Annotated in this window: 14 protein-coding genes; 11 read left to right on the top strand and 3 right to left on the bottom strand. The window is 41.6% G+C overall.

Features of this window, described 5'->3' with window-relative positions:
- Positions 1-44: 44 nt before the first annotated feature.
- Entirely contained in the window at positions 45-605 is a 561-nt protein-coding gene (locus ACPW7N_RS13555) for a DUF4269 domain-containing protein (RefSeq protein ID WP_425651630.1), read from the bottom strand.
- A 146-nt stretch (positions 606-751) separates the two neighbouring features.
- Here ACPW7N_RS13555 and ACPW7N_RS13550 point away from each other — a divergent pair, with 146 nt between their 5' ends.
- The 6 genes from ACPW7N_RS13550 to ACPW7N_RS13525 all read left to right on the top strand — a co-directional run bounded on the left by ACPW7N_RS13550 (position 752) and on the right by ACPW7N_RS13525 (position 6185).
- A complete protein-coding gene (locus ACPW7N_RS13550) occupies positions 752-1288 on the top strand; it encodes an MgtC/SapB family protein (protein ID WP_425651629.1) in 537 nt (178 codons plus the stop codon).
- A gap of 272 nt (positions 1289-1560) precedes the next feature.
- Positions 1561-2409, top strand: coding sequence for a nucleoid occlusion protein (gene noc / locus ACPW7N_RS13545; RefSeq protein ID WP_425651628.1), 849 nt, complete (start codon positions 1561-1563; stop codon positions 2407-2409).
- A 243-nt stretch (positions 2410-2652) separates the two neighbouring features.
- Positions 2653-3411, top strand: a complete 759-nt coding sequence (locus tag ACPW7N_RS13540; protein WP_425651627.1) for a ParA family protein — start codon at positions 2653-2655, stop codon at positions 3409-3411.
- Complete coding sequence (locus ACPW7N_RS13535; protein ID WP_425651626.1) at positions 3408-4247, top strand: ParB/RepB/Spo0J family partition protein; 840 nt, start codon at positions 3408-3410, stop codon at positions 4245-4247. Before ACPW7N_RS13540 ends, ACPW7N_RS13535 begins: the two co-directional genes overlap by 4 nt.
- 44 nt (positions 4248-4291) lie before the next feature.
- The gene (locus tag ACPW7N_RS13530) at positions 4292-5449 is read left to right on the top strand and encodes an aminotransferase class V-fold PLP-dependent enzyme (RefSeq protein ID WP_425651625.1); all 1158 of its coding nucleotides are present in this window, start codon (positions 4292-4294) and stop codon (positions 5447-5449) included.
- A 16-nt stretch (positions 5450-5465) separates the two neighbouring features.
- Positions 5466-6185: a DUF554 domain-containing protein gene (locus ACPW7N_RS13525; protein WP_425651624.1), complete on the top strand. Its 720-nt coding sequence runs from the start codon at positions 5466-5468 to the stop codon at positions 6183-6185.
- Positions 6186-6235: 50 nt separating this feature from the next.
- Here the strand turns inward: ACPW7N_RS13525 and yyaC are convergent, their stop codons facing one another.
- A complete protein-coding gene (gene yyaC, locus ACPW7N_RS13520; protein ID WP_425651623.1) occupies positions 6236-6856 on the bottom strand; it encodes a spore protease YyaC in 621 nt (206 codons plus the stop codon).
- Between the two features lie 140 nt (positions 6857-6996).
- Here yyaC and ACPW7N_RS13515 point away from each other — a divergent pair, with 140 nt between their 5' ends.
- The 4 genes from ACPW7N_RS13515 to ACPW7N_RS13500 all read left to right on the top strand — a co-directional run bounded on the left by ACPW7N_RS13515 (position 6997) and on the right by ACPW7N_RS13500 (position 9644).
- On the top strand, positions 6997-7278 hold the full coding sequence (locus tag ACPW7N_RS13515; protein WP_425651655.1) for a putative Se/S carrier protein: 282 nt from the start codon (positions 6997-6999) through the stop codon (positions 7276-7278).
- A gap of 11 nt (positions 7279-7289) precedes the next feature.
- Positions 7290-8162: a mechanosensitive ion channel family protein gene (locus ACPW7N_RS13510; RefSeq protein WP_425651622.1), complete on the top strand. Its 873-nt coding sequence runs from the start codon at positions 7290-7292 to the stop codon at positions 8160-8162.
- A gap of 31 nt (positions 8163-8193) precedes the next feature.
- Positions 8194-8406 (top strand): DUF951 domain-containing protein, encoded by a 213-nt coding sequence (locus tag ACPW7N_RS13505; RefSeq protein WP_425651621.1) that lies wholly within the window; start codon positions 8194-8196, stop codon positions 8404-8406.
- 77 nt (positions 8407-8483) lie between these two features.
- A complete protein-coding gene (locus ACPW7N_RS13500; protein WP_425651620.1) occupies positions 8484-9644 on the top strand; it encodes an Ig-like domain-containing domain in 1161 nt (386 codons plus the stop codon).
- A gap of 128 nt (positions 9645-9772) precedes the next feature.
- Here ACPW7N_RS13500 and ACPW7N_RS13495 read toward each other — a convergent pair whose 3' ends face one another.
- Positions 9773-9871, bottom strand: a complete 99-nt coding sequence (locus tag ACPW7N_RS13495; RefSeq protein WP_425651619.1) for a YjcZ family sporulation protein — start codon at positions 9869-9871, stop codon at positions 9773-9775.
- A gap of 378 nt (positions 9872-10249) precedes the next feature.
- Here ACPW7N_RS13495 and pepF point away from each other — a divergent pair, with 378 nt between their 5' ends.
- A complete protein-coding gene (gene pepF / locus ACPW7N_RS13490; protein ID WP_425651618.1) occupies positions 10250-12163 on the top strand; it encodes an oligoendopeptidase F in 1914 nt (637 codons plus the stop codon).
- The last annotated feature ends 4 nt before the right edge of the window (positions 12164-12167 follow it).

Here is a 12167-nt window from a genome sequence, read left to right as displayed (position 1 = left end):
TTGAGGTAGAAGAAAAATGCTTGTCTCAAACTGTCTGGGGGATCTTACAAGGACAACATTTTCTTTATTTCATCATCACTCATACTTTCCATTTCAAGCAATTTTAAATAAGGATCATCACATTCAATTTGAAAGTAGGCAACGAATGCAGGCTCTGTTTTATACCCTGTTGCTTTCAAATCTCTGATGGCGCGATACGATTCTGCACCACCTATAGAAAGGAGACGCTTTTCAATTATCATATGGCGATAGGCATTTTGCTGTTTGGTCGGGATGGGTTGTGCAAAGATTTCAAACTCAAATCCTTCGAAGAAAAAGTTGGTTACAGATGTCGGTATGTCATTGATGTGGAAATTGACCTGACAAAAGCCAGTATGATTACCATAGATATCTTGCAATAAGGGATTAAATGATGGAAAATCATGTACTTCACAAATAATATCCAAATCGCTATTCAATATATCAATTTTAAGTGGTATTGTACCAACCAGTATTGGATCAAATGCTTTTAATGTTTCAATGATATTTAGAGATTGTATTGTTTTATAAGCTGCTTTTTGACGCTCGGTACCACGCAATAAATAGGTAAGGGTTTGCCAATCCATCTAAAATTTCTCCTTTTTTCATATATGACAGGGTGGATGCATCGAATTAATAAGAGCAATATAATAACTCAAAAAGTGAAGAGCCAAGAACCTGACAATGGAATATAATATTAAATCATAAGGTGTTTGTTGAGGAGTTGACCATTTTGGATAGTTTGACTGCTTCCATATTTCCGCCTGAATTACCTACGATCTTACTAAGGCTTTTCCTGGCATTTGTTGCTGGAGCAGTTATGGGTTTAGAGAGAGAATGGTTCTACCGTGACGTCCATAGGCAAAAGGCAGCCGGTTTCAGAACATATAGTCTCGTTTGCTTTGGCTCATGCTTATTTGGACTAGCATCCATTTTTGGTTTTTCTTCCTCGGGTGTCAATCATGACCCCGGACGAGTGGCGGCACAGGTTGTCACCGGGATGGGATTTCTGGGTGCTGGTGCTATACTTAAGTTTAATGGTGAGGTAAAAGGATTAACTACCGCTGCGGGTATGTGGGTTGCGTCTGCTATCGGTTTGTTATTCAGCGCAGGCATGTATATTACGGCGATTGTCGCAGCATTGTTTGCTTACTTGACTCTCGACTTCCATCGGATTTTTCCTAAGTTATTCAAGTTCACGGTAGAGGAAGAGGCAAGTGATCCAAACCTGGTCAGAGATAAAAAAAGCAATATACAGGATGAGGATTAGCTGTGACAATGTTTCACGTGAAACAATCATAAAACTTTGTTTCCAAGGAGCGGTTTATTCTTTTTGCAAGCAGGATTTAGTAACTAAATGAAGAATACTTTTTCTGAGATACATTATTCGCAACAACGGCCCTGACGTCAACTCGAGCTCGGTTTAATCGCCGGGTTTATTTAACGAGTAACAATAATTGGGCATAACCGTTTTGTTGCTGCAACAGCCGTCGCATTAAGCTTGGCAGTCGCCGAGTTTTCTAAGAAGTGGGGGATTCCGGAATGGCAGTAAAAGACCAATTTTCAAGATTATTCGGTTTCTCGGATAAGACAGAAAATGAAGAAATTCGTCAAATCCCAGTTGATGAGATTGTCCCCAATCCTTATCAACCTCGAACTGTTTTTGATGATGAAAAAATTGACGAGCTATGCCAAACCATTCGAACCCATGGGTTAATTCAACCAATTGTTGTACGAATCCGAGATAATCGTTATGAGTTAATTGCTGGTGAGCGTCGTCTTCGTGCGTCAAAAAAGTTGGGGATGGAACGAATCCCTGCTATTGTTAAGGAATTTAATGATTCTCAGACTGCTTCCATTGCGCTCATTGAAAATTTACAGCGTGAAGGACTTACTGCTATCGAAGAAGCAATTGCTTATCAAAAACTGATTGACTTACATAACCTGACTCAGGAAAGTTTGGCACAACGTTTAGGCAAAGGTCAATCTACCATTGCAAATAAACTACGGCTTTTACATTTACCACAAGAAATCCAAGATGCATTACTTTCACGCAAATTGACGGAGCGCCATGCTCGTGCTCTTATCCCATTGAAAGATAGTGCATTACAGTTGCAAGTGTTACAGGAAATCATTGAGCGTGACTGGAATGTGAAACAAACGGAAACACGTGTGAAATATCTATTGGAAGCTACTGAAAATCCTCCGGTTGAAAAAGAGAAGAAACAGAAATGGAAGTCTTTCTCTCGGGATTCACGGATTGCAATCAATACGGTGAGACAGTCAATTAATATGGTCATTGATTCTGGTCTGCCAGTGGAAACAAATGAAGAGGAACACGAAGAGTTTTACCAATTTACGATTCGCATTCCAAAGAAAAAGGAATCGTAGATAGTCCCACAATATTGATGTAGGAGCGGCGGATAAGCCGCTTTCTTTTCGGTTAATTAGTACACAAGTTGCCTAGACCATGAAAAGTCTTTCGGCTATGCTAGTCGAGTAGACTTTTTATACTGTAAAAGGAAAAGTTTTATCCGATACTTGTCCTATTTTTTTACAGTCCATTGAGGTAGAATAGTAGAGTGAAATGGAGAAGGTCCCGGCGAGTTAGGTTATGAAAATGAGGTGAAGACGTTGGGAAAAGTGATTGCAGTAGCCAATCAAAAAGGTGGCGTGGGGAAAACAACAACTGCTGTCAATTTGAGTGCATGTCTTGCTTCCCTCGGTAAGAAAGTGCTCATGGTAGATATTGACCCACAAGGTAACGCCACGAGTGGATTGGGTGTTAATAAAGCAGATGTCAGGTATTGCATATATGATGTGTTAATTAACGATGTAAACCCAGTTGAAGCTACATTACCTACCGAGATTGAAGGATTATATGTTATTCCAGCCACGATCCAACTGGCTGGAGCTGAGATTGAGTTGGTTCCGACGATATCTCGTGAAGTAAGATTGAAAAAGGCTCTGGAAGTAGTAAAGGATAAATATGATTACGTGATTATTGATTGCCCGCCATCGTTAGGGATTCTCACTGTAAACTCATTAACTGCTTCAGATTCCGTTTTAATTCCGATTCAATGTGAATACTACGCACTAGAGGGTTTAAGTCAACTTTTGAATACCATTCGTTTGGTTCAAAAACATTTGAATTCTCACTTGGCAATCGAAGGAGTACTGCTTACGATGCTTGATGCTCGTACGAATTTGGGTATTCAGGTTATTGAAGAAGTGAAAAAGTACTTCCAGGAAAAAGTGTATCGTACCATCATTCCAAGAAACGTACGATTGAGTGAAGCTCCTTCTCATGGTCAGTCAATCATTTCTTATGATCCACGTTCTCGTGGTGCAGAGGTATACACTGATTTAGCCAAGGAAGTGATTGGACTATGAGTAAGCGTCTTGGTAAAGGATTGAACGCTTTGATTACATCCAATCTGATGGAGGAAGGCGAGCAGGTCACTGAGGTACATCTCGGAGAAGTTCGTCCCAATCCGTATCAGCCACGCAAGGAATTTGATCCAGAAGCATTAGAAGAACTTGCCGATTCAATCAAAGAACACGGAATTATTCAACCCTTAATTGTACGTAAAAGCATTAAGGGTTTTGAATTAGTTGCTGGTGAGAGAAGGCTGCGAGCTGCTGAAAAAGCAGGATTATCAAAAGTTCCAGTAATCGTCAAAGCTTATTCAGACCAACAGCTAATGGAAATTGCGCTTATCGAAAATCTGCAGAGGGAAAATTTAAATCCGCTTGAAGAGGCAGAAGCGTATCATAAATTAATCGAACATTGTTCTCTGACTCAGGAAAAGCTGGCTCAGAAGGTAGGGAAAAGCAGACCACATGTGGCTAACATGCTTCGATTGCTTCAGTTGCCTGAAGAAATCAGAAAAATGGTTTCTGCTTCCGCTCTTTCCATGGGGCATGCGAGAGCCCTTTTATCCGTCGAAAATGAGAAGGCTCAATGGCAATTGGCAAATGATGTCGTTGATAATGACTTGAGTGTTCGCCAACTTGAGGGTCTGATTAAACAACTGAATGTTTCACGTGAAACAAAAGTAAAAAAATTGCCGAATAAAGAAACTGTTTTGTTGCAGGTAGAAGAACGATTGCGGAGCAGATTCGGTACTGCTGTACAAATTAAAAAAGGAAGTAAAAAGGGTAAAATTGAAATCGAATTTTATTCCAACGATGATTTGCAGAGGCTAATCGAGTTGCTAGATATTTAAAGAGCCTGAAACATAGAGAATGGAACATACGGAGGTTCTGCAAGATGACGATATACTTGGACAATGCGGCCTCGTCCTGGCCAAAACCACCGGGTGTGAAAGAAGCAATGGCTGAAGTGATTGATCAATTTGCAGCAAACCCGGGGCGGGGCGGACATGCCTTAGCGATCAAAGCGAGTAAAGTATTGTTCCGGACGCGTATGCAATTGTCGCGGTTATTTGGGATTAAGAACCCAAATGACCTCTTTTTTTACTTAAATGCGACTCAAGCATTGAATCAGGCAATTAAGGGTTTTTTGCTGGAAGAAGGAGATCATGTTGTTTCAACTTCGATTGAACACAACTCCGTCAGAAGACCGCTTGAGTACTTAAAAAGAACCCGTAAGATTGAGGTTACTTACGTTAGACCCAGAGAAGATCAACAGTTTTATGCAGATGACTTTGGACAGGCCATTACAGAACGGACTCGACTGGTTGTTGTCAGTCATGCTTCGAACTTGACTGGTTGTATTTTGCCGATTGGGGAGATTGGGGCAATTACTCGTTCAAAAGGGCTTGCCTTTCTGGTGGATGCTTCTCAATCTGCAGGAGTGCTTCCTATCGATGTGGATGAGATGGGAATTGATATGCTGGCCTTTCCAGGGCATAAAGGATTATATGGTCCACAAGGGACAGGTGGTCTGTACGTTCGAAGCGATATCGATTTGGAACCAATGATTCATGGAGGAACAGGAAGTCAATCAGAAGCAATCGATCAACCGACGACAAGACCTGATCGCTATGAAAGTGGAACAGCCAATACGGTTGGACTTGCTGGCTTGCTGGCAGGGGTCAATTTTGTGTTGGAAAAAGGGGTAGAAGAAATTCATCGGCATGAATGGGAACTAGCGAAACATGCCATTATGCAGCTTACACAAATACCAGGGGTTACTGTTTATGGGCCAAATCCTGATATTGAGAGGGTAGGGGTAGTACCTTTTAACATACAGGGAGCGGATGCCTCTGAGGTTTCCTACATTCTCGATCAGCAGTACAACATAGCGACAAGAGCTGGCTTTCATTGTACCCCGTTAGCTCATCAAACTGCAGGGACAGAAACACTTGGGGCTGTACGGGCAAGTTTTGGTGTTTTTAATACGGTAGAAGATGTAAATCAGTTAATTGTGGCAATTAAAGAGATAGCTGAAGTATTTCACATATAAATGAGGAGTGAATGGCTTGATTCTGTTAGGAACGTTGATTAATGCACTTGCTATCATTCTGGGTTCCTTATTGGGACGGTTATTATCCGGGATTCCAGAAGGTATGAGACAAACAGTATTACAAGCCATTGGTTTAGCTGTTGTTTTGCTAGGATTAACAATGGGGTTGGGGACGAAAAACTTTTTGCTGCTCATTTTTAGCATGGTATTTGGGTCCATTATTGGAGAAGCCCTCAAAATTGAAGGTCGGCTGAATGATCTAGGGAACTGGCTGGAGAAGAAAATGGGTGGAAGCAAGCAAGGTTCAATTGCAACGGGATTTGTCACCGCAACGTTGGTATATTGCATCGGGGCAATGGCTGTTCTCGGAGCGATGGATAGCGGGCTTCGCAACAATCACGATATCTTGTACACAAAATCAATGCTGGATGGATTTTCGGCTATTATTTTTACCTCGACAATGGGGATCGGTGTAGCTTTTTCCGCTGTTCCTGTATTTATCTATCAGGGTGCGATTGCTTTGTTATCAACACAAATCTATTCCTTAGTAAGCAAAGAAATGCTGGACGCCATCCTGGTTGAGGTTACGGCTGCGGGTGGTCTTATGATTATGGCGATAGGGATTAATATTCTGGAGATCAGAAAGATAAATGTTGCCAACATGTTGCCTGCTTTAGTTGTAGCTGCACTTGGAGTTCCATTCATCGGGTGGATTTCAGAGGTAATGGGTAAATAAAAAGAGAAAAACGAGCCGTTAATAGGCTCGTTTTTTGCTGAGCGAATGAGTTATTTCTCTGTAGAAATATAACCCCATGATGTACGAAACGGTTTGGAAGAGAAAAACTGGTTGGATGCCTGAAACAGAGAATCAGCAATAATTTCGGACATGCTGAATACGACAAAAAGTCGTGTGTTCTGTAGCACAAAATACTCCATGAAGCCACCGACGTTAACAATTCCTGTGATGTGGAAGTCACCAACGGAAGGAAGTTCTTTTTTGACACCAGCTCCTGGCTTTAGCGGTCCATCAGCTACATTAATGGACCCAACATTGCTGAATTGTCCGAGACAAGCATCGATTGCGATAATAAAAGGATTCCGATGATTTTGATGAATGAGTTCAATCTTCTCAGTGAGATTCACAGCATGTACAGGTTCATCCAGTGAACCGTACACGTGTAAATTGGGTGAGAAATACGAGTTTAACTTGCTACCGACGAGCGGGCCGAGAGAATCACCAGTCGAGCGATCCGTTCCTATACAAAGGATAATGAGGTCTTGATCAAAGGATTTCAGGCGGAAACGCTGAACCAGGTGATGGGACAATTGCTCGACGGCATTATCGTGCTGGTATTCTACCTTAAACGGAGGATGGGGAAAATGTAACCGACCGTCGAATTTATTCATGGTAACCTCCAGAAAAGTAAGTATTCACAGTATATATCCGGAAAAGCCATTTTATACCTGTTTACTAGGGATATGCGAACAATTCGATGTCTGCTAGTCATGAACTGGCAAGGTTAGAAATAAATCGCTACAATAGAAAAATGGGAGGGGGGAGCCAGAAAGTGACTCATGAAACAGTAATTCTTGCCTTTGACTCAACACAACAGGCACTGCGTGCTGAGATGCTGTTGGAATATGCTGATATTGAGATTGATACACGACCTACTCCGAAAGAAATCACTGCGGGCTGTGCTTTGTCGATTGAGTTTCCCTTCGATGACTATGGTCAGGCCAGAGAAATTGTGATAAGTGAGAAAGTTGAAATACGTGGATTTTTTCGGATGGTAGATGGGAAATACGTATTGCTGGATGAAAGGGGATAGAGGATAAAAAAATGGCTGATATCAAATGGATGAATGAATTGTTTACCAAGATATACGATTATTTGGCTGACCCGACACTTTGGGTCAATATAGCTGCAGCATGTATCAAAATCATTGTGATAATAATTGCTGCAAGAGTGGCTGTTTCGATTATTGATACTGCTGTTAATCGAATCTTTCAGAATCGGGAAGGCGGGAAAATTCAATTTGACCAACGGCGAGTGGAAACGCTCCGAGTCCTGGTTAACAATGTTACCCGTTATACGGTGTATTTTGTAGCAATTCTGCTTGTTTTGAAGCAGTTAGGGTTTGACTTGCAGCCGGTATTGGTGAGCGCAGGAGTATTAGGATTAGCCGTTGGATTTGGAGCACAGAGCCTTGTACGTGATGTGATCACCGGATTCTTTATCATTTTTGAAGACCAATTCGCTGTTGGTGATACAGTATCTATTAATCAATTGACAGGAACGGTACAAGAAATTGGACTCAGAATAACCAAAATCAAAAGCTGGACAGGTGAGATGCATATCATACCAAATGGCACCATCGTTCAAGTAACCAACTTTTCGTTACAAAATTCAGTAGCGGTTGTCGATGTGTCAGTTGCCTATGAAGAAGATTTAACCAAAGTGCAGGAGATTATCGGTGAGGTAGCCAAACAAATGGCGGCAGAGTCTGAGGATATTGTCAAGGATCCAGAAGTTTTGGGAGTGCAAGCATTTGGACCGTCAGAAGTGGTAATACGTGTTACGGTTGAATGCAAACCAAACAAGCATCATGCGGTGACTCGAAAACTGCGTGAAATGATCAAGATGGAATTTGATGAACAGGGGATTGAAATACCATATCCCAAAATGGTAACCATGCCTACGGGTAAAGCATAAAGAAAAGCATAAAGAGGAAGGGGGAACGGATATGGAGAGGAAGCAGTTTGGGTTAGGAGATATTGTAGAAATGAAAAAAGCACACCCATGCGGCACGAATGCCTGGAAGGTAATTCGCATGGGGATGGACATACGAATTAAGTGCACGGGCTGCGAACACAGTGTCATGATTCCGAGGTTGGAATTCGAGAGAAAGATGAGAAAGATACTGGTACAAGCACCAACTGACAACAAGGTCGAGTAGACAGAGAGCTTCGTAGAAAAATATTTGTGTACCTCATTTTTCTTTTTCTATACTTGAGGTGAAAAGGGGGAATGAGGATGAAAGTTATAGTTGTCGGTTGGAGAAATTGGATGGTTTTCTTGGTAACTATTCTGTTCGCATTATCATGTGTGTTTTCTTCAGCGAATGTAAGCACTGCTGCAAGCGAGGTGTCAGAAAAAACGTCGGATTTGAACCTGACAATTCAGCCGCAGCATGGACAAACAGGAGTAGAGGTAGACAGCCAATTTCTCGTGGTCTTTAGTGAAGCGATCAAATTGGCCAATGGGGAGACATTGACATCAAAGAATGCGACAACCATTTTCTACCTTCAATCGGCTTCTGATCAGACAAAAGTAGAGACACAAGTGAAGTGGAGTCCTACCTATAAAAGGCTGACGATTCAGCCCAAAACACACTTGGCATATGCAACGAAATACGTTCTTACGATTCCAGCGGGCAAAGTGAAAACAAAATCAGGAACTGTGAATAATTTGTACAGGGTCGAGGTAATGACGGAGCAATTACTACCACCCTTGACCATAACAGTCGATCCCAAGCATAAGGATAAAGATATACCTTTGGAAACAAATATTACCCTTACGTTTAACAAAGACATGCTTTTGCCATCAAAAAAGAAAATAACGGAATCGTCCATTCCCACGTTTATCAAGCTGACAGATTCCAAAAAGAAGAAGGTCCCGTTCAGCGGAAAATGGGATGAAAAAAATTGGACAATCACATTGGATCCAACAGGCAATCTTGCACCGGGGAGTGAGCATACGATCACTCTTTTAAAAGACAAGCTGCAAGACAGTCAAGGTGCGCGAAATCCAGAAATAACATATACGTTTACAACAGTGTCACCTGCTGATACGATAGCCCCATCCATTACTTCAACACCTGCACATGGTGCCAAGGATGTATCGTTAACAGATTCGGTTGTCCTCCAATTTGCAGAGGATGTCGTATTAGCGAATGGAGATTCTCTGTCGAATAAAACAGTGGCTGATCTGGTTACATTTGAGGATTGGCAAGGGAAAGAAGTAAGTCATTATGCAACGTGGAACAAAAGCAAACGGACCATAACGCTTCGAATAAAAGGAAAACTAAGCAGCTATACAGCTTATGTAGTAAAGCTATCTGCAGGCTCTGTAAAAGATATAGCAGGCAATAAGAACAAAGGCTTTTCAGTAAGCTTTACAACTGCAGGAAAATAAGAATCAGGGAAAAAAGGATGCACCTGTGTAATCAGGGCATCCTTTTTTACTTGTTGTTACATGAATTCTCCCGGTGGATAAAAACTTATAGGGGACTAAGAGTGGTGTCCAATTATCGTGGTGATTGATTAATTTTCAGAAGCACCAACGATTACGAGAAGGATAAATAGTACAAGTATCAACGCAAAGTCATCGAAATCTCCGTTGAAAAGACCCAAAGTGAACACCTCCAATCCTAGATTCAATAACTATGCTATGATCATTACGCTGGAGGAGACTGGGCGTTTGTCTAGTGACAAAAGAAAAAAATTTGGGGCAAAAAATAAGGAAGAATAGTGGAGGATGTGGATAAAGTAAAAACCGTTAAAACCTTAGTAACGATAGGCTTGATAAGAATTTTTGCAAAGGGAAACCAAAAAATTTTCCACAGGGTTATCCACAGAAATCGCAAGAAAAAATTGAAATAAAAACGGAATTTTCAAAATAATTTTTATAATAAAGAGGATTTTACAGATTTATGGATAATTGATGTACGATATGCAAAGTTTAACAAAACAGACATAACTGTTTTGAAGCATGAAACATGGAGACAAGGGGGACATTCATTGAAAAAGAAACTATTTCTCTCACTAACTGCAATTGCTGTTTCACTTTCTACGGTATCAGTTCCATTTATTCCATATCAGACGAAAGTGTTGGCGGCTGTGATGGTCGACCAAGCCCCAACCTATAAAACACGTACGGAAATCCCTAACACGTATAAATGGAAACTGGATCATATCTACTCTTCACAATCTGCCTGGCAAACGGATGTGAAAAAAGTAGAAGAGTTGGCTAACCAGTTTGCAAAGTTTCAAGGGAAAGTGGCTACATCAGATACCATGCTGGCGCAAGCGTTGGATAAGTACACAGAATTGATGAGGCTGCATGATAAGGCCTACGTGTATGCTAAAATGTCCATGGATGTAAATACTTCGAATGCTGAGTTGCAAGCATTATCTGATCGTGCTGACAAAATGAGTTTGGTAGTCCGAGAAAAAACAGCATGGCTGGTTCCTGAATTAACAGCGATTCCTGATGATAAATGGAAACGTTTACTAAGCGCTCCGTCCATTGCTCCTTACAAAATGTTTATTGAGGATATCCTTCGTTCCAAGGCGCACACCTTATCCAAAGAGATGGAGGAATTGTTGGCGCAGTCAAGCCCATTGGCAGGAACACCGGAAGATATCTTTAAAATGGTGTCAAAAGACGTCAAACTCCCAAAAATCAAGAATGAAAAAGGGGAAGAGGTGCAACTGACCCGTTCCAACTTTATTTCTTACATGGATAGTAAGGATCAAAATGTACGAAGGGCTGCGTTCCAGGCATATTACAAAACACTTGGCGATTTCCAGGATTCCTTTGCTTCCACACTGGCTGGAAAAGTGAAGTCAGATAATTTTTATGCCAAGGCGCGCAAGTACGACAGTGCTTTGGAAGCCAGCTTGCATCCGAACAATGTACCTGTACAGGTGTACGATGAGCTGATCCAGACGGTAAACGATAACCTGCCACTGTTGCATCGCTACATGGAACTGAAGAAGAAAATGCTGGGTGTAAAAGAATTGCATATGTACGATATTTACACATCGATTGTTCCGGTAAACGACCGCTATATTCCGTATGAAGAAGCGCAAAAAATGGTTCTCGACGGATTGAAACCGTTAGGCGATGAGTATACGAGTGTATTAAAAGAGGCATTTGACAAAGGGTGGGTCGATGTCTATTCTACCGACGATAAGCGGACAGGTGCTTATCAATGGGGGGCGTATGATTCACATCCGTATGTACTCTTGAATTATCAAGGTACGCAAGACGATGTCTCAACGATTGCCCATGAGCTGGGGCATGCGATGCAGTCTTACTATACCAATAAAAAACAACCGTACATTTCTTCCAACTATCCGATCTTTACGGCAGAAGTAGCATCCACCATGAATGAGACACTTCTCTTCAAGAGCATGTATGCCCAAGCCAAAAGCAAAGAAGAAAAAATGTACCTGCTCAATCAGTACCTGGAGAATTTCCGTACAACCTTGTTCCGTCAAACACAGTTCGCTGAGTTCGAAAAGGTGATTCATGAAAAAGAGCAGGCGGGAGAATCGCTGAACGCAGAAGCATTGAAAAAAATCTACCTGGATATCAACAAGAAATATTACGGCAAAACGATGATCTCGGACGAAGAGATTGCCATGGAGTGGGCTCGTATTCCCCATTTCTACTACAACTTCTATGTCTACCAGTATGCGACCAGCTTTGCCGCTTCGGTTGCCCTGGCAAAACAGGTTTTGGATGAAGGCAAGCCGGCTGTTGATCGTATCCGTGATAAATTTTTGGCAGCAGGTAACTCTGCGCCTCCGATTGAAGTACTAAAAGCTGCTGGTGTCGATATGTCTACGGCACAGCCGATTGAGCAAGCGATGAAAGTGTTTGAAGAAACGTTAAATGAACTGGAGAAGCTGATCAACGAGAAGTAAAAGA

The sequence above is a fragment of the Brevibacillus nigriterrae genome (assembly GCF_049846925.1).
Lineage (GTDB): Bacteria > Bacillota > Bacilli > Brevibacillales > Brevibacillaceae > Brevibacillus_H.
Note: the sequence above shows the minus strand (reverse complement) of the source record. Positions and strands in the feature narration are given on the sequence as shown.